This window comes from Metabacillus endolithicus, from assembly GCF_023078335.1.
In the GTDB taxonomy this organism is placed as follows: Bacteria; Bacillota; Bacilli; order Bacillales; family Bacillaceae; genus Metabacillus; species Metabacillus endolithicus.
The window spans coordinates 4,022,017-4,042,747 of sequence record NZ_CP095550.1; the positions used below are offsets into that span (position 1 = coordinate 4,022,017).

Consider the following 20,731-nt stretch of genomic DNA (forward strand, 5'->3'; position numbering starts at 1 on the left):
GAAGGGACTTTGGGCGGTGCTTTTTTCTTAACTATTCATCTCATAAGCATGCAATTTACGATACTCAGTCGGAGTCATTCCTTCTTGCTCAATAAATCGTTTATTAAAGTAGCTAATACTAGGATAACCTACTTTTTGTGCAATGTCTTTTATAGTCATTTCTTTATGATCAAGCAGAAATTGTTTACTAGCTTGCAAACGGCATAAGGTGATAAACTGCATCGGCGTCATTTGCGTGGCTCTTTTAAATAGTCGACAAAAGTAATATGTGCTAACACCCACGTTCTGAGCCCAGTACTCAAGGTCAAATGGTTCAAATGCACTTCTTTGCATACTAGGCAAGAGAGTTTGAATACGATCATCCTGTTCTTGTCGCCGATCAGCTGTTTTGGGTGCAGCATTTCTTACAAATTCCATTAAAAATGTGTAGGTAAAAGTAGACAAGCTTGAAAGATGTAAAAAGCTGTTTTTTTCTGCCTCAATTAATAGTTGATCGTGTGCTTTTTCAAGTATAGACAATTTTTGAAGAGTCCAGATTGAGTGTTGATGAAACCCTTTTTCTGAGAGAAATTGATTAAGTACATCTCCATAAAAATGAATCCAACGTATATTCCAAGGATCATGTTTACTACTATAATACCGCTGCTCCTGCATTGGAAAATATAAAAAAGCATCTCCCCTCTTTATCAATACTGGATTACCGTCTATTTCCACATACCCCGAACCTGATAAAACAAAGTGAATACTAAAGTTGTTTAAAGTACCAACTTTTCGATTTACTTCATGATCAGGTTCATCCCAATACCAGCCAATTGATTCAGGAAGAATCATAAAATCATTGTTTTGTAATGTAGGTAATAAAAATTGCCTTAGCATTTGCATCACTCTTTCTGGACAATATTCTTTTATTATAATGGCAATATGATTCTATTTTTATTTTAAGATGTGTCTCTTATAATAACAATATAGTATTAAGTTTAGGGTAGAAGGAGAGAAATATAATGGAAAAAATTCGTTGGGGAATTATTGGAAGTGCAAATATAGCAAAAGGGTCAGTTATACCAGGTATTCAGCAATCAGAAACAGGTGAGGTTGTTGCAATTGCTAGTAGAGGATTGGAAAAAGCAAAAGAAACAGCGGAACAATTGAATATTCCTAAGGCTTATGGAAGTTATGAGGAATTACTGCAAGATCCTGAAATTGAAGCCGTTTACATCCCTCTTCCAAATCATTTGCATAAAGAGTGGACCATTCGTGCAGCAGAAGCAGGTAAGCATGTTTTGTGTGAAAAGCCGTTAGCAATAAATGCGAATGAAGCAAAAGAAATGGTAGCTGCTTGTGAAAAGGCTGGTGTCGTGTTTGCAGAAGCATTTATGTATCGTTATCATCCACGTTATAAGCTTATAAACGAGTTAATTAGCTCAGGTGAAATTGGGGATATTCGAGGTATTCATGGAACGTTTACCTTTAATAATGCAAATGATAGTGGAAATGTTCGTTATAAAAAGGAATGGGGTGGAGGCTCATTATATGATGTTGGTGTTTACCCTATTAGTGCTGCGAGAATGATTTTGAATGAAGAGCCAAAAGCAGCAACTGTTCATGCTTTCTTTTCTGAAAAACATGATGATGTTGATATGATGGCATCGGGTATTTTGGAATTTGATAAAGGTGTAGCTTTAACATTTGATTGTGGAATGTGGGCCGCATTTAGAAATGAACTCGAAATTCTTGGTACAAATGGTCGTATCGAGGTTCCTTCAGCATTTATCACACATCAAAATGAACAAGATCATATCATTGTTCACACGAATGATGGTAAAAGAGAGCTTGAGGTACCTTACTTAAATCAATATGCACTTCAGGCTGATGCGATGGGAAGAACGATTCGAAACAGTGAGAAACTGCCATTTCCTTCGCAAGATGCTGTATTAAATATGAAAGTTATCGATGCTTGTTTAACCTCAGCAAGGGAACGTCGTCGTGTTGAATTGTAAAAAGGGGGACTTTTGATGAAGACGATTAAAATTCCAGGTTTAAATAAGCCGGTAACAACACTCATTCAAGGCTCAGATTATTTTAAGCCTAGTGTATATGAAAAAGTGTGTCGTGTTCTTGATCAATATGTTGCGATTGGTGGTAACACAATTGATACAGCACATATATATTGTGGTGGAGAAAGTGAAATTGCAATTGGTATGTGGATGGAAGAACGTAATAATCGAGAAGATATTGTGATTCTGACTAAAGGTGCACATCACGACCAACACGGTCCTCGTGTGAATTCAGAGGCAATCTCTAAAGATCTTTTTGAAAGTCTTGAACGTTTAAAAACAGATTATATCGATTTATATGCACTGCATCGTGATGATCCAACAGTACCAGTAAGTATTATTATGGATGCGTTAAATGAGCATATAAAGGCTGGGCGAATTAAGGCAATCGGTGGATCCAATTGGACAACACAGCGGTTACAGGAAGCGAATGAATATGCAGCCAAGAACGATTTGGTTGGTTTTACGTTCAGTAGTCCTAATTTAAGTTTAGCAAAACCAAATGAACCGTTCTGGGCAGGGTGTGTTTCGGCAGATTCTGCTGATTGTCTATGGCATCAAGAGCATCAAATTCCACTTCTCTCTTGGTCATCACAAGCAAGAGGATTTTTTACTGGTCGATACACTCCTGAAGATCGAAGTAATGACGATCTTGTTCGGGTATTTTATAACGAAGAGAACTGGGAACGATTGCGTCGTGCTGAAGTTATGGCGAAGGAGAAGGGAGTTAGTACGATACAAATTGCTCTTGCTTATGTACTTAATCAACCTTTTCCTACATGTGCTCTTATTGGTGCACAAAATGCAGAAGAATTACAATCATGCTATGAGGGAGCTAAGATTGTTTTAACGAAAGAAGAATTGAAATGGTTGGAGCAAGTTTAATTCTTTTCACATAATATAATAAAAAGACGTTAAAACAAATGTCTGTTTTAGCGTCTTTTTCTTGTTAAAAGTAAATATCATTAATGGGTTATGATTTACTTTCTAATAATTATTTCCAATAATTTTTAAAATATAATCCTATATTTTAATAAAATAATTGTTTTTTTACTGAAGGGAGCAAAAAATATGTACTATGCCCGACTCATTCACTATAAATTAGGAACGAATCAAAGACAGGTTGCAGAAGAATTAACAAAGAAGTTTGATAAAATAAGCAGAAATTTATATGGATTTAGAGGAAATGTTTATTTTTTTGATGATCCACATGGTGAATACAAAGCACTTAATTATTGGGATACAAAGGAACTTGCTGAAAAAGCTCATGAAGTGCTATTTCCTCAGCTAGAAAATGAACTAAGGAATTTAACTAATGAGAAGCCAAGATACAGGATCTTTGAAGTGTTTGATCCAACAGATGATCAAGACATGGTGGCAAGCCATACAATAAAGTAAAAGGTTAAAAGTAAGATGCCTAGTATCTATTATCTTTAGCTAGGCATATTGCTTTTGTTATCAATGAAGTTTTATCTCTATTTGAACTAATAGACATAATATAATAAAACCTGCTCATTCTAATAGTAATAATGATCATAAGCAGGTGATAAGTATGAAGACTTTTTTGTTTTATCCCTTTTAATGTGCAGTGGTGTTTTTTTAATTATGATAGTAGATTATGTTCAAGGAAAAGGATTATTTTTAATATGGAATATCATGGTGAGTCAGGTTCATTCCTTTGTTGGTGAAGATTATTTTATGATTTTTATCTTCTTACTAGTCTTTTTCATTCAGTTGTATTCCTTTGTGAAACTCAAAAAAACAGGAAGTTAACTAAGCCTTTTTAAAACTTTTTCTTTCATTATAATGGTGAGTAACAGCATAATAGGTATGATAATTTGAAAGGGAAGATGAATATAATAAGGTACAATATTTAAGCCTTCCTCTATATGACCTTGATAGCTTTGCGTGATAACTAAGGAAAAAAGTAAGATCATTCCACCAACAAAGCAATTAATAAAAGGGTGTGGCTTAATAGAAAAAAGTTGGTTAACCCCTAATACTGCACAATAAAAGAAAACGGCTAGTTTAATAAAACCTAAAATAACCATTAAAATAATCACAAGTGTGTCTAATCTCTGGACAAAGTCACCGATATCAATATAAGCCACAGCTGTGAGTGCTGGAAATGAAGAGCGAATGATCACATCTGGCCCTAATACAAAAATAAACTGAAGAGCACTAATGGTAAAGTATAAACCGCATAAAATAATCGCCACTATTCCATACTTAAATCCTTTTTTACGATCATTAAGGTAGGGGAAAATCATTGTGAAAGTGATGAGTTCTCCGTATGGTACTGTAATGTTAAGAGGGAAAACTTCTTTAAACACAGGCTTCCATCCCTCACTTAACACAGGAAGGATATTTTCGAAATGTAAATATCCTCCTAATACGAACATGGAATCTAAAGTAATAAAGAAAATAACAATGATTCCAAAACAAATAGTGGCAACCCTCGAAATGACCTCAAAGCCTAAACTAACTGCATAAATTAACACAAAGATGATGCAGATTCCAATTGTAATGATAGAAGTGCGAAAGTATGGTGAAACAACAAGGAGCTCTTCGAAATCACGTAAAATTCTTTATGCTATATAAATAAAGTAAAGAATATAAAGGAAACTAACAACCGATCCTATATACTTTCCCCATATGACCTGAACATAGGAAGTTAATGGTTTATCGGGGTATTTTCGATAAATGAAAAAATACAGACAAAATAATAAGATACCAAATAAAGGTGAAATGAGTGTCACGATCCAGGCATCTTGTTTTGCGCCACTTCCAATATTCAATAAAATGGCGGTTCCAAATAGAAATAAAACCATCGTACAAAATAACTGGACATGATTAATTTGTATTTTTTGCATAATTCTCACACCCATCATTTAAAATCAAAAGGATTAACCCGCATTCCTGTATTATCAATGTTTGCCTCAACAGTTACAGAAAGTGTTGCATTAGAAAAAAGATTATTCCAATTATGTTTATGCTCTTTCCAATAAGTTGGATTAGACTTGGATAATTTTTCTCCAAATCCGAATACATCTGCTCCATGTTTTTGTGTCACTTCAAATACCTGCTTGATTTGAGATGTTACTTCCTTTACAAAAAGATCTTCAAATTTTTCTAACGTCTTGGAATCTTTTAAGTTTGAGTTACAAGTAGATTCACTGATTTCACTTCTTAGTGACATATTAACCTGTAAGATAATCTCGCCTTTTTTTACTTCAGTTGATAGTTTGGTCTTATTTCCACGTGTGATTAAGGTTATCTGCTTATTATTTTTTTCAGAGTTAGCATCACAGGGAAACGGGAAAGTTGAACTTTTTGCTTCAGACAATATTAAGTTTGCAGTTCTTGCCAACTGACCATCCATCCATTGGACAAGCTTATCTTTTTTGAATAATGCAATACCATCTACCTGCATCACGGTTGGATCAATCTTATCTAAATTTTCAGTTTGATTTTCAATTTTCTCTTTTTTGCTATGACTAACACCTGTCAGCATAATATCACGTCCCTCGCTTGAAAGGGAGGCGATCACTTCATACATCGGAACTAATTCTGCTATACCATACATCTTTTTGTTGTTTTCACTTGTACTAATAATACTTTTAGCTGGATTGGATTCAATTGGCTCTATTAATGCAAGCAATTCCTCTGCTGTTGACCCTCTAGCAATGAAAACCGGAATGTTTGAACGAGCTTGCTTTCCTCGTTCAAATGCATCCAAAAGTGAAGAAATCCCTTTTTTAGCTTGCTCTTCACTAATGATAACAAGTGAAAGATGTGAAACAACGCTTTCTCTGGGGATAATGGCGGAAGATTTACGGTAAGTATCAATAAGTGAATCTCCCTCAACTGTGTAATTAACAAGTGATAAACCTGAGGTATTTCCAGTATTATTTGACAATGGGCTAGGATTAATAACCTGATGTGTGACACGGATCCCACTTTCTTTATTCTTTGGAATGTCAATTCCTAGAGATGTAATAAGTCCTATTTCATTTAGTTCTTTATAGTTTGAGCAACTTGTTAGGAGTAAACATAGCAATATCATGAATGTTATGTTCTTCATAATAGCCTCTTTCTTAACTAGTTCTTTTTAGAAGATGATTTTCTTCGTAAAACAGGGAAGGAAAATCGAAATAAACTATCTTTTTGTTCTTTTAAACTAAATGGAGCATATGGAGTGAGATAAGAAATTCCAAAGGATCGTAAACTACATAGATGCAGTAAGATCGCCAAGCTCATTAAAAGAACCCCAAATAACCCGATAAAAGCTGAGCTGAATAATAAAAAGAATCGTAACCCGCGTGCAACATTAACAATACTTGTATTTGGCAATGTAAAACTGCTAATAGCAGAAGTAGCAACAATAATGACAACAGCGGCTGACACAAATCCAGCTTCAACTGCAGCTTGTCCCAGTATAAGCGCACCAACTATTGAAACAGCAGGGCCTATTGCTCGAGGCATACGTATTCCAGCTTCTCTTAAAACCTCAAAGGCAACTTCCATCATAAGAATTTCAATGACAGCCGGAAAAGGGATTCTCTCTCTTTGTGCCATAATTGAAACAAGTAAAGTTGTAGGAATTAACCCTTGATGATGAGTGATTAGGGCCAGATAAATGGCAGTTGCATACATATTAACCAGAAAGGCTCCTACGCGTAGCATCCTTAGAAAAGTACTATAGACGTAATTATTATAATAATCCTCTGGTGATTGAAAAAATTGTATAAATGTTATAGGGCATATAAGGACAAAGGGAGTACCATGAATAAATATGGCAATTTTCCCCTCTAATAAATTGGCAACAACAACATCTGGACGTTCTGTATTTAGTAATAATGGAAAAAGTGTTTTTTTATGATCTTGAATAAGCTCCTCTATATAGTTTGATTCTAGTACTCCATCGATATCAATGGAATCTATCCGTTCAACAATCTCGTCCACATATTTTTTTTCGGTAACTCCTTCAAGATACATAACAGCTACTTCAGTTTTTGTGATAGTTCCAACTTTTGAGCTCCAAATTCTTATGTTTGTATTCTGAATCCTGCTTCGTACGAGAGATATATTTTGGCGAATGTTTTCGTTGAAACTATCTTTAGGACCTCGTATGACGGTTTGACTAGTAGGTTCTGTAATTGAACGTGACTCAATTTTCTGGGTACCAGCTATAATGGCTTTAGGAATATTATCTAATAGTATGACTGTATCACCAATTAATATGGATGAAAGAAGCTGCTCCCAATCAGTTGCAAAAGAAATGTCTGAGACTTCTAAAGTATTAAAGATAGATCCTTCAAGGTCACTTGGTGATAATTGATTATTACTAGTTTTCATTAACTGAATAATTGGCTCTATTATATGTTCATTTAAACTTTTTTCATCTACGATTCCACTGAGATGAATAATTGCTATGTTTGTACCACTTTGTTGTTGGTTCAACTGACGAATGGAAAGGTCATTGGTTTTCCCAAACTCTTTCTCGATGTTTTGAACATTTTCCTTTAGAACTGTGGAGATGCGTTTTTCTTTGGGTTGTTCCTGGAGAGAGTTTGTCATGTTAAATAAATACCTCTCTTTAATTAACGAGTTGGTTTATATGTTTTCCTTTTTTTATCTCATTATGTAGGAAAAGGAGAAATATATATCGATATTTAGCAGCGGTCTTCAACGCAAGTAAAATGTAACAAGAGAAATGGTTAAAATGGATGGTCTTCATTGAACAGGAAGAAAGAAGGAAAAGTTAAGATTAGATGTACATTTTTTTGAACGGTTTACAGTACACCTTAGTATAAAGGTCACACAAAGGTCAAAAAAGTGCACCTTTTTAGTCAATTGAGTTTATCGTAATAAAAATGAAAACGCTTTATACTTGGTTTAAGCAAGCGGTTACAAAAGCAACTAGGTGGTGATGATGAAGTGAGTGGCAAAATAAATACTAATGAATTGACTGCAAAAGAAAGCCATGTAAATCAAGCATTACAGGCAAAAAGAAAAACGAGAATGAAAAAAGCTTTAGGCTATGCAGCATTCGTAGGACCTGCACTTTTATTCTTTATTTTGATTCAAATTATCCCGTTTATAATGGGGGTTTACTATTCATTTACTTCATGGAATGGAGTAAGTTCGAATGTTGAATGGGTAGGATTACAAAACTATATTACGATCTTTACTGATGATACAAAGTTTTTTAATTCATTCCTATTTACAACAAAGTTTATGTTTGCTGCGGTTATTATTAGTAACCTATTAGGGTTTGGATTAGCTTTACTATTAAATGCAGCATTGAAAACGAAGAATATTTTAAGAACTGTATTCTTCATCCCGAACGTTATCGGTGGATTACTACTAGGGTTTATCTGGCAGTTTATTTTCGTTAAAGGTTTCGCATCTATCGGTGCTATGACAGGAATTAAGTTCTTCCAATTACCTTGGTTAGGTGATGAGGCAACAGCATTTTGGGGGATTGTTATTGTATTCGCTTGGCAAATCAGCGGTTACATGATGGTTATCTATATAGCTGCGCTTCAGGGTGTAGATACTTCTTTACTAGAAGCAGCAAGAATGGATGGAGCATCAAACTGGTCTATTCTTAAAAACGTTATTGTTCCATTAATTTTACCTGCCTTTACGATTTGTTTCTTCTTAACAATCTCAATGGCATTTAAAATATTCGACTTAAACCTTTCCTTAACAGGTGGCGGTCCATTTAATTCTACAGAATCAGTAGCGATTAATATTTACCAGGAAGCATTCATGAACAACCGATACGGCTTAGGTACAGCAAAATCAATTCTATTCTTTATCGTTGTGGCTGTGTTTACAACGCTACAAGTAACATTTACGAAGAAAAAGGAGGTTGAAGCATAATGAATAGAGGCTATACAAAAGGAACATTCGTATTAGAAATTCTGGGAATTATGCTCGGCCTAGTTTTTCTTATACCGTTTTATTTCGTAGCAATCAACTCAGTTAAAGGCTTTTCGGAAATACTAATTGATGCAGCAGCGTTACCAAAGGAAATCCTATTTAGTAACTATGCGAAAGTATGGGAAGTCATTAGCTTCCAAGATGCATTTCTAAACTCTTTAATCATTACTGTGTTTAGTATTGCTGGAATTGTTCTCATTAGTTCTATGGCAGCTTGGAAGATGGTTCGAACACCTGGAAAGCTAAGTAAAATCTTATTTATCTTCTTTGTCTCAGCTATGGTTATTCCGTTCCAAACGGTTATGATTCCATTAATGAAATTGGGTGGAACGCTTGGAATTATGAACAGTATCCCTGGTATTGTAATCATGTACTTTGGATTTGGGGTTTCACTCTCACTGTTCTTATATCATGGATTTGTGAAAACAATTCCACTTGAGATTGAAGAATCTGCGAGTATTGATGGTTGTACACAGTTTGGTGTTTTTTGGAGAATTGTATTCCCATTATTAAAGCCAATCACTGTAACTGTTATCATTCTTAATACATTATGGATTTGGAATGACTACTTACTTCCATTACTTGTGTTACAAGATGCAAGCTTAAGAACAATTCCTTTAGCGACAAGCTCTTTCTTCGCACAATATACAAAACAATGGGATATGGGATTAGCAGCATTAGTACTTGGTATTGCACCGGTAATTGTGTTCTTCCTTTTCCTACAAAAACACATCATTAAAGGGATTGCTGCTGGGTCTATTAAATAGTTTCAGCTCTCAAAATCGTATATAATGTTCAATTGCTGAGTCTTTAGTAAAAAGAACATTTATATAAAATATAAAGATATAAATTAGGGAGGTCTACTGTAATGAAGAAACTGATGCTTTTAGGTTTGTCAATGCTATTAGTTTTAGGTATCTTAGCTGGTTGTAACTCAAACAAAGAAGAAAGCTCTTCTGAAGGTAACAATGAAGGTTCAGGTGATGGAGAAGTTGTAACATTAAATTTCTTCCAATTTAAAGTAGAAATTGCTGATCAGCTTCAAGAAATGATTAAAGAATTTGAAGCAGAGCATCCAAATATTAAAGTAAAACTTGAAACTGTTGGTGGTGGCGCTGACTATGGTGCTGCTTTAAAAGCTAAATTTGCGTCAGGCGAAGAGCCGGATATTTTTAACAACGGTGGCTTTAAAGAACTTGAGCTTTGGAAAGAGCATTTAGCTGATCTTTCTAACGAGCCATGGGCAGAGCATGTTCTTCCTATCGGTAAAGTTCCAACAACAGATACAGATGGTAAATTATATGGTATGCCAGTAAACCTTGAAGGTTATGGATTCATTTATAACAAAGACTTATTTGAAAAAGCAGGTATTACTGAAACACCAAAAACTCTTTCTGAATTACAAGATGCTGTTAAGAAACTTGAAGCAGCTGGAATTAAAGCATTCTCAGCTGGTTATGGCGAGTGGTGGGTAATTGGTCAACATTTATTCAATATTCCATTTGCTCAACAAGATGATCCAGTAGCATTCATCGAAGGTTTAAATGATGGTTCTACTAAATTTGCTGGTAATGAGCAATTCTCACAATTAAAAGAAGTAATTGATCTTGAAGTGAAAAATGGTGTTGGTAACCCAATCACAACTGATTATAATACTCAAGTAACATTATTTGCTTCAGGTGAAGCGGCAATGCTACAACAAGGTAACTGGACTGAAAACATGATTACTGAAATCAATCCAGACATGAACATGGGCTTCTTGCCAATTCCTTTAAATGATGAAGCTGATGCTGATTTATTACCAGTTGGTGTTCCAAATAACTGGGTGTTAAACAAAAACTCTGAGCATTTAGAAGAAGCAAAAACATTCTTAAACTGGATGGTTTCTTCTGAAACAGGTAAACGTTATATCACAGAAGAATTTGCGTTCATTCCTGCATTCGATAATATCGAACCTGCTGGTTTAGGTGATTTAGGTCAATCAATTCTTGAATACTCTAAAGCAGAGAAAACAATTCCTTGGACTTGGTTCAGATGGCCAGATGGAGCAAACAAAGAGTTTGCTGCAACAATCCAAGAATATGCAGCTGGTAAAATCAGCTATGATGAAGCTTTAGAAAAATTCCAAGCAACTTGGGATAATCTGAAGTAATAAAAATAACTAAGAAGCATGTCTATTATAGGCATGCTTTTTAGCTATATGTATTTAGAATGATAAGGCTTACATTTCGCTGATGTGATTTCTAGTCTATAATGGTAAAGATAGACGAAAAGATTGGAGGTTCCAAGTTGTCAAAAACAAGCATAAGAAATAAACTCATTGTCCTTCTATTACTCATTACAATTGTTCCATTTGGAACTTCCATTGTTATTACATATTTATATACAAAGGAATCGCTAAAAGATGAGTTTGTAGAAGAGAATGTTAACCTCCTTTATCAAGGTAAGTTAAATATAGAAGGCTACATAGGTGAATTAAAAAATTTAACCTTGTCGTTTTATAACAACATTGATTTTATGAGGTATGTGCAAAATCCTCCTGCAGGAGATGATTATTTAGCAAAAGAAACAGTTAAAAATGTGATATTAACTATTCTTTATGCTGAAGAGAATATTAATAGAGTTAACTTTGCTTTGGTTGAGCCGAATCAAAATGTTTCTGTATCTAAAAAGTCAGCTGTAGTATTTTCTCCTTTAAATAAATACCGCAATCGTGATAACTATGAAAAAGCATTAGATAGCCAATATCATATCCATATAGAACCAATGGAAATTATGCAAGAAGAATCATCCAACTATAAATCGAATAAACAAAAAGATGTTTTTTCCCTTCATAGAGCGATTGTTAATGTACCATCTGATGAATTACTTGGCTATATTTCATTAGACATAAATTCAGAGCAGCTACTTAATATTACTCATAAATTGTATGTGAAAGATAAAGAAGAGTTTTATATTATAAGTCCCGATGGAGAACTCATCTTTAGATCGAATTATGAAGTATCTGAAGATCAGCAATGGATTAAAACACTGATTCAGAATGAAAAAACCAGTGGGATGATGGAATGGAAGAAAGACTCCTTTGAGGGCTTAATGATTTACGAAAAGCTGGACGATTCATCAGGAGGATGGTTCCTTGTTAAACGAATTCCATATACCTCTGTTTTTGAAAGTGCTCTTAGTGTGGCAAAAATCAATATTTTATTTGGATTAATCGGATTAATTCTTGTGGTATTGGCGACTCTTTTTGTTTCATTTAAAATCACAACACCTATACGAGTGCTTTTGCAAAATATTAAACAAGTTGAAAGCGGAAATATGAATGTTCAGTTTGATTCACTTGGAAATGATGAAATTGGTACTCTTGGTGAGAGGTTTAAAGAAATGATGTCAAAATTAAATCATCTAATTAATCGGGAATATAAGCTTGAGCTAGAAAACAAAACAAATCAATTGAAGGCACTTCAATCACAGCTAAATCCTCACTTTTTATATAATGCCTTGCAATCAATTGGAACGCTTGCTTTAAAAAATAACGTTCCACAGGTATACACACTTGTTACCCATCTCTCAAAAATCATGAGATATGGAATGACGATTGATGAAAATATTGTTCCGTTAACAAAAGAGATTGACTATACAAAAGCATTTTTATTATTACAAAAAGAAAGATTTGGCGATCAATTTGAATATTCGATAGAATTTACCAAAGAAGATTTGCTTATTATGGTTCCTAAAATGATTCTTCAACCGATAATAGAAAACTATTTTAAGCATGGTTTTGATCGAAGTATTGAAACAATAGGACTATTAAAAATTGTGGGTAAGAGGGAGAGTGACCAACTTACTATAAGTGTTTTTGATAATGGAAAAGGGATTAGTGAAAGTAGATTAGAGGAAATTTACCAGTCATTCTTAGAAAATAAATCTATAGGGAATGGAAACGGTACGAACATAGGACTTAGAAATATCTATTTACGTCTAAAGCTATACTACGGTGAGCAAGCCACTCTGCAAATAGAAAACTCTGAAAATGGTGGTACATTAGTGACAATTAAACTTCCAGTAGAATCAGGAGGTCTTGTGGATGAAAGCAATCATAATTGATGATGAAAAACATGTAAGAGATGGTCTTCTTTTGTTAGCAGAATGGGAGCGGTTAGGAATTCAAGAAGTGTTTGAAGCAAGTGATGGGGAAGAAGCGAAAAGTATGATATTAGAACAGCAGCCAGAAATTATTTTTACCGATATGAACATGCCCAAATTAGACGGAATTCAGCTATTAAAATGGCTGAAAGAAACTGAAATAACGAGTAAAACAATTGTGGTTAGCGGTTATGATGATTTTCACTATATGAGAAATGCAATTACGTACGGAAGCTTTGATTATTTGTTAAAGCCTATTGAACCTGATGCTCTTAACGAAACTTTAGAAAGAGCTGTGAATGAGTGGAAGAAGCAAGCACAAAAAAGGGAATCAACTAAGGAAACAACAAGAGTTATAAATGAAGCAAAGCCGTTCTATTGGGATCATATTTTCACAACTCTTATTTCCCAAACACCTCCATCATCTGTTCTTATTCAAAAAGTTCAAAAAGAATATGGTGTGAATATTAATGAGGGACAGTGTACAATTTGCTTGTTATTGTTAAATTGTAGAATTGTAAAAAGGTTTGAAGAAGATAAGAATCTAACATTTTTTACAATATTGAATATTTGCAATGAAGTCGTTCGTAATGATCAGAGTGGCTTTTGTTTTAAAAATGGAAATCAAAAAGACGAAATTGTGATTCTTTTATGGAAGCAAAAAAGTGAAAAAACACTTATGGAAAGAATCCAAAAGGAAATTGAAAAGTTCACCCATACAAAGGCAGTTATCGCAATAGGTAAGTCATCTAGCAAATTAGTGGATGCTTACCATTCTGCACAAAAAACATTATTAAAACACAATATGGTAGATGTTCATAAGAAAAATCACATTTTGACTTACGAAGATATCACATCAAGACCTTTGCTGCATCTTTTTGATTATGCTGAAAAAATAAAGTGGACGATTCAGAGTGGAAGTATTGAACAAATGGATGAAGTAATAAATGAAATTTTCCACAAGCTTGAATCTCAGCACTTTCTTTCTTTTGAGCAAATACAAGACTGGGAAAATCAGTTCGAAGTGTTGCGTAAAAATTGGCTAAAAGAATATCAGCTTAGTGAAGAAACCACATATTACAATGGGAAAGATTATTGGGATGAAGATGGCACCTTTTCCTTCACAAAGTTCAAGGAAGAGAAAACAAAGGAATTTCACGAGTTAATTCAGCTCTTAAATAATGTGAAATATCAAAAAGAAAAAAATAGTATTCAAGAGATAGAATCGTTCTTGAGAGAAAACTACGACAAGGACTTCACTCTGCAGGAAATTGCGGATCGTTTCTTTTTAAGTCGTGAATATATCTCAAGAAAATTTAAGCAGCAATACAATGAAACTATTACAAACTATATGACAACGATTCGAATTGATAAAGCAAAAGAGCTATTAGAGAACCCACATTTAAAGGTTTATGAAATATCGTTTAAAGTTGGTTATCAGAATGAAAAATATTTTAGCAAAGTGTTTAAAAAGATTGTTGGTATGACTCCGAATGAATACCGAGTGAAGGTATCAGACCATTAATCCCCAATAAAGCAAAGTTTATTTTAAATCTTTGCTCATTTAAATTTTAATGATAATATATAGCTTATTAAATTTGTACGGGGGATTTTATGCGGATCTTCAGAATATTGAACAACAATGCCGTAGTAGTAATTGATGGGCCACAGGAAAAAATTGTTATGGGAAATGGTATCGCTTTTCAAAAAAGTAGAAACGATATTGTTCCTAAAAATAAGATTGAAAAAATATTTGTATTACACGAGGCATCCTCTGAGAAATTCCAGCAATTATTAGCTACCTTACCAGAAGAGCATATTGAACTAGCTGAAAATATTATTAGTTATGCAGAAGGATATCTAAGTTCACCACTTAGTGATCATATTCATATTGCTTTAACTGATCATCTTTCATTTGCATTAGAAAGAATTAAGCAGGGTATACCTATTAAAAATAAACTATTAAATGAAATAAAGATGCTTTACAAAAGCGAGTTTGAAATAGGGTTATGGGCAAAGAAAGAAATAAGTAATAAGCTTGGAATTGAAATTCCTGAAGATGAGGTTGCGCATATCGCTCTTCATATTCATACAGCTAAATTGGATGCTCCTTCTATGAGTGAATCTTTAAAGCAAGCTTCTATCTTAAGTGATTTTGTTCAACAAGTTGAAGAATTCGTTGGAGAAAAGATCGAGGAATCTTCAATTAATTATCAGAGACTTATTACACATCTTCGTTTTGCCTTAAATCGAATTTCTTTAGGAGAAAAATTTGATCCGATTGACCAAGATATGATGGACCTCATACAAGGTAAATATCAAACAGCATATTCTTATTCAAGAAAAATATTAGACGAGTTGAGCAAAGAATATGAAATTGAATTCCCAGAATCAGAGGTAGCATATATTGCCATACACATTCAAAGGCTATTAAAATAATTTTATTATAGTAATTTTTATGTTGACGGTTTCAATATGTTCTTATAGAATAATCAGTACAAACAATTTTATATGTGGGATTGTTACTGATAACGCAGGCAAGACCTAGAATATATAGGATGACACAGGTAGATCATCTTCTTTGAAGCTACCTTTTTATCCATATATTTTAGGTCTTTTTTTGTTGTCTGTAGCCTACAAACATATAGGGAGGAATACAACATGAATCATCGTGAAGTAGCAGAGCAACTTGTTGCAAAGCTTGGAGGCAAAAACAATGTAATAAGTGCTGCTCATTGTGCAACACGTCTTCGTCTAGTAATTGAGGATGAAAATTCAATTGACAAAAATGGAATTGAGGAACTAGAAGGAGTAAAAGGAGCATTTTCAAGTTCAGGTCAATTTCAAATTATATTTGGTACAGGAACGGTTAATAAAGTGTATCAACACTTTGCTCCATTAGTCGGAGCTTCAATGGATGATGAATCAACTAACAAAGGGGAATCTCATAGCGATGCGGCTAAAAGAAAAATGAACCCTTTTGCTCGTTTTGCTCGAACTTTATCTAATATATTTGTTCCAATTATTCCTGCAATTGTTGCAGCAGGTATGTTAATGGGTCTTTTAGGATTAATGAAAACGTATAACTGGGTAGATCCAGAAAGTGCTATATTCGTTATGCTGGATATGTTCTCATCTGCAGCTTTCATCATTCTTCCAATTTTAATCGGTTTTAGTGCGGCAAAAGAATTTGGAGCTAATGGTTACCTTGGAGCAGTTATTGGGGGGATAATGATCCATCCTTCCCTACTAAATCCGTGGGGATTAACAGACGCTACACCTGATACTCTTGATTTTTTTGGTTTTGGAGTTGAAATGTTAGGCTATCAGGGAACTGTTATTCCGGTTCTATTAACGGTTTATATTATGGCAAAAGTAGAAAAGGGCTTTACGTAAAATTGTTCCAAATGCGATTGATCTATTAGTTACACCGTTTATAACTGTTATTTTTACAGGTTTTGTTGCCCTGCTGATCATTGGTCCAATTGGAAGAATTCTTGGAAATGGAATAACAACAGTATTAGATGTGGTTTATAGTACAGCGGGTCCAATTGCTGGGTTAGTATTTGGCGGACTTTACTCAACTATTGTTTTAACTGGTGTTCATCACAGCTTCCATGCCATTGAAGCAGAGCTATTAGCAAATGTTGGAGGTAACTATTTACTCCCAATTTGGGCGATGGCAAACGTTGCCCATGGGGGAGCAGCATTGGCTGTATTATTTAAAACAAAGAATAAAAAAGTTAAGGGAATTGCAGGTCCCGCAGCTTTATCTGCCTTTTTAGGCATAACCGAAGCCTCGCAATTTTCGGTGTGAACTTAAAGTACAGAAGACCTTTTATTGCTGCAGCTATTGGTGGAGCTCTTGGCGGAGCATACGTTGTGTTCACGAATGTAATGGCTAATGGAATTGGTTTAACAGGCATCCCTCAGTTTGCGATTGTCCAGGATCCACTTAATTATGGAATTGGTTTTCTTATTGCAACAATAGGTGCATTTATCGCTACCTTATTATTAGGTTGGAAGGAAGAAAAATAAGAGAATAGAAGTTGACTTTGAAGTGTCAAAGTCAACTTTTTCATATGGGAGGTTCTAAGTATGAGAAGTGGAGTTATTTCCTTAGGTGAGGCACTCATTGATTTCATTCCGTTAGATAAACAAAATAACCATTTTCAAAAAAGTCCAGGAGGTGCACCAGCAAATGTAGCTGTTGGAATATCAAGGTTAGGATTAAAGTCAACCTTCTTAGGAAAAGTAGGAGATGATGTTCTAGGTAAGTTTCTTTACGAAACACTAGAAAATCATCATGTACGAGTTAATCAAATGATATTTACTTCAGAGCATAAAACAGGTGTTGTGTTTGTAACAAATGCAGAAGACGGAGAACGAAGCTTTGACTTTTATATAAATCCTAGTGCAGATCGTTTTCTTAAATCAAAAGAAATAGATACGGAGGATTTTGTTACTCATAAAATCTTCCACTTTGGATCAATATCAATGATCAGTGATTCGTCAAAGGAAGCGACCAAGTACGGAGTTGAGCTCGCTAAAAAGAATAATATGATCGTTTCTTACGATCCTAATTTACGTTTGGATCTTTGGAATTCAGAAAAAACAGCGAGAGAAACCATTAAAAGTATGATAATCTTTGCAGATATTCTTAAAATCTCACAAGAAGAATTAACATTCATTACTGGGGAAACAGAGATTATCAAAGGTATAGAATTCATGAAAAGCTATGAAATTCCATTACTCATTGTGACAATGGGAGCTTTAGGTTGCTATGTATGTACTTATGAAGGATACCAACATGTACCAGCAATAAAGGTGAATGCTGTTGACACAACCGGTGCCGGTGATGCTTTTGTTTCTGGAATTTTATACTCGATCAATGAGTATGCGGGAGACATTCATACACTTTCGTTAGAAAAAGCAGTAGAGATGGCTGAATTTGCCTCGATTTCGGGTGCACTTGCTGCTTCAACAAAAGAAATTTATGACAGCTCTACCAACGTTAGAGCAAATAAAAATGCTACTAACAAAAGTGGGTGAGAACGTTGAATAAAGACAAACAACTACGTCAAGAAGTTGCCGAAGAAATCGAAAAACATCGTAACCTTGTAAAGCAGGATCCATACCGCTTGCACTATCACCTTATGCCACCTGTAGGATTGTTAAATGACCCAAATGGCTTCATTCAAATGAACGGAAAATATCATCTTTATTATCAATGGATGCCATTTAAAACAGGACACGGGGCAAAATTCTGGGGACATTATTCTTCAAAAGATTTAGTGAATTGGAAGCATGAAGAAATTGCACTTACCCCCTCAGAATGGTTTGAAAAAAATGGTTGTTATTCAGGAAGTGCGATTGAGCATGAAGACCATTTTTTTGTTTTTTATACTGGTAATGTAAAGAATGAACAAGGAGAACGTGAAACCTATCAGTGCTTGGCTGTTTCAAAAGATGGCATTCATTATGAAAAGAAAGGGCCGGTCGTTACCTTACCAGAAGGCTTTACTGCTCATTTTCGTGACCCTAAAGTATGGAAACAAAATGAGTTGTTTTTTATGGTGGTAGGAGCTCAAACAAAAGACTTAAAAGGTACAGTTGTATTGCTTAAATCCAATGATCTCTTCAACTGGGATTATGTCGGAATACTAGCGGGTGGAGGAAAAGGAAAACTGGGTGACTTTGGCTATATGTTTGAATGTCCAGATTTATTCAAGCTTAATGGAAAAGATATCCTTATTTTCTCTCCACAAGGCTTAGAGCCAAAAGGGATGAACTATCAAAATGTTTATCAGGCCGGCTATGTGGTTGGACAATTTAATCCCAAAACAGGAGAATATGATCATCATCTTTTTGAAGAGCTTGACCGAGGGTTTGATTTTTATGCTCCGCAAACTACCGTTGATAATCAAGGTAGAAGACTTCTCTTTGCATGGATGAGTGTACCAGACCAAAATGAACAGGAACATCCGACTATTGAATACAAATGGATTCACAATATGACTCTTCCACGCGAATTAAAACTGATTGATGGAAAGATTCATCAAACTCCTGTTAAAGAATTAGAAAATTTAAGAGATAGTGAAATGATAAGCTATTCGGTGAAGCTGAATAAGGAAAGTAAAGAGCTGGATGGAATTAGTGGAAAGACAATAGAATTAATGTTAGATAGAATTGAAGTAGTTGAAGGTTGGATGGAAATATCTATAAGTGATGCAGGAAGAATAATCTATTCCTCAGATCAAAAAATATTTACATTTGAAAGAAAAAGCTATGTTGACGGAACAACTGAAAAGCGTCAGTGCATGCTCGAGGAATTGAAATCACTCAGAATATTTATTGACACATCGTCAATTGAAATCTTTATTAATAATGGAAGAGAGACATTTACTTCTCGTTTTTTCCCAAATCCTGCAAATCAGCATATTTCATTTTCTGCTTCTAAGGAAGTTAGCTTTACTGTGGATAAGTGGAATCTGGGGAATATTTAAACTAAAAAACAAATGCTTCAAAGTGACAAGGAGAAAGGTACCCTTATATGTTGTGGGTACCTTTCTTTTATTTTGAACAAGATGCGCGCTCAACTATTTCTGGTGTCATGATTTGTACATGTGGAACAGATGATTTGTCGTTTATTAGCTTCATTAGTGAATCAACAATTTTAACTGCTAATTGATCAATAGGTACCCCAACACTAGTTAATGGTGTTTCTAATGTACCCATTTGTGGAATATTATCATAGCCGATAACAGACATATCTTTAGGGATAATGATGTTTTCTTCTCTTAGACTGCGAATAATTCCTGATGAAATGTCATAACTGCTTCCAATTAGAGCTGTGAGGCTTATACGTTGAGTGTAATAATTTTTTTGTTGCCACATACCCGTCATACCAATCTAGACCTCCTGCATTTACAAGATTTTCTGCATTTACTGGTAAATTAAATTCCTTCATAGCTTTTTGAAATCCTTTAAATTTCTCCATCTGTCTCCGATCAACAGGTGAGAAATCACCTATAAACGCAATCTTACTATGTCCCAGTTTGTATAGATAATTGACTGCATCATACATTGCTTGCTGCCAATTAACATCAATAACTGGAAGTACATTATTTCCTGCCACTCCATGTGCAATGGTAGGAATGGAGCTTGTTAGAGATTGGTCAGTTAATGTTTCATCATTTTCCTCAAAAACAATCATTCCATCGACTTGAAAGCGCTTAAACATATCGAATGATGTTTTAACCGGATTAATAGATAAAATCATAGAGTATGAATATTTGCTAATTTCTTCATTAATCTTTGTGACTAATGTTGATAAAGTTGCTCTTTCAATGGAAGGCCAAACTAATCCGATTGTTTTTGTTTGCTTCGAAACAAGTCGTTGGGCAGCGAAATTAGGTTCATACCCTAATTCTTTAGCAATTTTTAGTATTTTATCTTTGGTCTCGGGTTTAACAAGTTCACTATCATTTAAAGCCTTTGAAACGGTAGAATAGCTTACGCCTGCTAAATTTGCAATATCTTTAATTGTTACATTCATAATAATCACCTGTTCAGTTAGG

The 20,731-nt window shown here is 34.5% G+C and carries 16 protein-coding genes and 3 pseudogenes; 13 read left to right on the forward strand and 6 right to left on the reverse strand.

Annotation, left to right across the window (positions count from 1 at the left end; translation table 11 throughout):
- Window positions 1-27: 27 nt before the first annotated feature.
- Window positions 28-876 (reverse strand): AraC family transcriptional regulator, encoded by an 849-nt coding sequence (locus MVE64_RS20300; protein ID WP_247340750.1) that lies wholly within the window; start codon window positions 874-876, stop codon window positions 28-30.
- 125 nt (window positions 877-1,001) lie between these two features.
- Between MVE64_RS20300 and MVE64_RS20305 the strand changes: the two genes are divergently transcribed.
- From MVE64_RS20305 to MVE64_RS20320, 4 genes are all read left to right on the forward strand, one after another.
- Entirely contained in the window at window positions 1,002-1,997 is a 996-nt protein-coding gene (locus MVE64_RS20305; protein WP_247340751.1) for a Gfo/Idh/MocA family protein, read from the forward strand.
- 15 nt (window positions 1,998-2,012) lie between these two features.
- Window positions 2,013-2,939 (forward strand): aldo/keto reductase, encoded by a 927-nt coding sequence (locus MVE64_RS20310; RefSeq protein ID WP_247340753.1) that lies wholly within the window; start codon window positions 2,013-2,015, stop codon window positions 2,937-2,939.
- Window positions 2,940-3,125: 186 nt separating this feature from the next.
- The gene (locus tag MVE64_RS20315; protein WP_247340755.1) at window positions 3,126-3,452 is read left to right on the forward strand and encodes a hypothetical protein; all 327 of its coding nucleotides are present in this window, start codon (window positions 3,126-3,128) and stop codon (window positions 3,450-3,452) included.
- A 207-nt stretch (window positions 3,453-3,659) separates the two neighbouring features.
- On the forward strand, window positions 3,660-3,827 hold the full coding sequence (locus tag MVE64_RS20320; RefSeq protein WP_247340757.1) for a hypothetical protein: 168 nt from the start codon (window positions 3,660-3,662) through the stop codon (window positions 3,825-3,827).
- Here the strand turns inward: MVE64_RS20320 and MVE64_RS20325 are convergent.
- The 3 genes and pseudogenes from MVE64_RS20325 to MVE64_RS20335 form a co-directional block, all read right to left on the reverse strand.
- Window positions 3,824-4,945, reverse strand: a pseudogene (locus MVE64_RS20325) (GerAB/ArcD/ProY family transporter). The gene MVE64_RS20320 and the pseudogene MVE64_RS20325 overlap by 4 nt on opposite strands.
- The gene (locus MVE64_RS20330; protein ID WP_247340759.1) at window positions 4,942-6,138 is read right to left on the reverse strand and encodes a Ger(x)C family spore germination protein; all 1,197 of its coding nucleotides are present in this window, start codon (window positions 6,136-6,138) and stop codon (window positions 4,942-4,944) included. The pseudogene MVE64_RS20325 and the gene MVE64_RS20330 overlap by 4 nt, the downstream one beginning before the upstream one ends.
- A gap of 17 nt (window positions 6,139-6,155) precedes the next feature.
- Window positions 6,156-7,634 (reverse strand): spore germination protein, encoded by a 1,479-nt coding sequence (locus tag MVE64_RS20335; protein ID WP_247340761.1) that lies wholly within the window; start codon window positions 7,632-7,634, stop codon window positions 6,156-6,158.
- A gap of 444 nt (window positions 7,635-8,078) precedes the next feature.
- On the opposite strand from MVE64_RS20335, the gene MVE64_RS20340 reads away from it, so the two are divergent.
- From MVE64_RS20340 to MVE64_RS20380, 9 genes and pseudogenes are all read left to right on the forward strand, one after another.
- Complete coding sequence (locus MVE64_RS20340; protein WP_247347169.1) at window positions 8,079-8,945, forward strand: carbohydrate ABC transporter permease; 867 nt, start codon at window positions 8,079-8,081, stop codon at window positions 8,943-8,945.
- Complete coding sequence (locus MVE64_RS20345) at window positions 8,945-9,772, forward strand: carbohydrate ABC transporter permease (RefSeq protein ID WP_247340771.1); 828 nt, start codon at window positions 8,945-8,947, stop codon at window positions 9,770-9,772. The genes MVE64_RS20340 and MVE64_RS20345 overlap by 1 nt, the downstream gene beginning before the upstream one ends.
- 101 nt (window positions 9,773-9,873) lie before the next feature.
- Complete coding sequence (locus MVE64_RS20350) at window positions 9,874-11,157, forward strand: ABC transporter substrate-binding protein (RefSeq protein ID WP_247340772.1); 1,284 nt, start codon at window positions 9,874-9,876, stop codon at window positions 11,155-11,157.
- 137 nt (window positions 11,158-11,294) lie between these two features.
- Window positions 11,295-13,112 carry a sensor histidine kinase gene (locus MVE64_RS20355; protein ID WP_247340774.1) on the forward strand — a complete coding sequence of 606 codons (1,818 nt, stop codon included), beginning with the start codon at window positions 11,295-11,297 and terminating at the stop codon, window positions 13,110-13,112.
- Window positions 13,093-14,676, forward strand: a complete 1,584-nt coding sequence (locus MVE64_RS20360) for a response regulator transcription factor (RefSeq protein ID WP_247340776.1) — start codon at window positions 13,093-13,095, stop codon at window positions 14,674-14,676. Before MVE64_RS20355 ends, MVE64_RS20360 begins: the two co-directional genes overlap by 20 nt.
- Window positions 14,677-14,765: 89 nt before the next feature.
- Window positions 14,766-15,590 carry a PRD domain-containing protein gene (locus MVE64_RS20365; protein ID WP_247340778.1) on the forward strand — a complete coding sequence of 275 codons (825 nt, stop codon included), beginning with the start codon at window positions 14,766-14,768 and terminating at the stop codon, window positions 15,588-15,590.
- A gap of 222 nt (window positions 15,591-15,812) precedes the next feature.
- Window positions 15,813-17,189: pseudogene (locus MVE64_RS20370) on the forward strand (sucrose-specific PTS transporter subunit IIBC).
- Window positions 17,190-17,249: 60 nt separating this feature from the next.
- Window positions 17,250-18,216 (forward strand): annotated as a pseudogene (locus MVE64_RS20375) (aminoimidazole riboside kinase).
- Window positions 18,209-19,657: a glycoside hydrolase family 32 protein gene (locus tag MVE64_RS20380; RefSeq protein WP_247340810.1), complete on the forward strand. Its 1,449-nt coding sequence runs from the start codon at window positions 18,209-18,211 to the stop codon at window positions 19,655-19,657. The pseudogene MVE64_RS20375 and the gene MVE64_RS20380 overlap by 8 nt, the downstream one beginning before the upstream one ends.
- Window positions 19,658-19,724: 67 nt before the next feature.
- Here the strand turns inward: MVE64_RS20380 and MVE64_RS20385 are convergent, their stop codons facing one another.
- Together MVE64_RS20385 and MVE64_RS20390 are read right to left on the reverse strand one after the other, a co-directional pair.
- Entirely contained in the window at window positions 19,725-20,057 is a 333-nt protein-coding gene (locus tag MVE64_RS20385; protein ID WP_247340811.1) for a substrate-binding domain-containing protein, read from the reverse strand.
- Window positions 19,981-20,709 (reverse strand): LacI family DNA-binding transcriptional regulator, encoded by a 729-nt coding sequence (locus MVE64_RS20390; RefSeq protein WP_247340813.1) that lies wholly within the window; start codon window positions 20,707-20,709, stop codon window positions 19,981-19,983. The genes MVE64_RS20385 and MVE64_RS20390 overlap by 77 nt, the downstream gene beginning before the upstream one ends.
- Window positions 20,710-20,731: the final 22 nt, after the last annotated feature.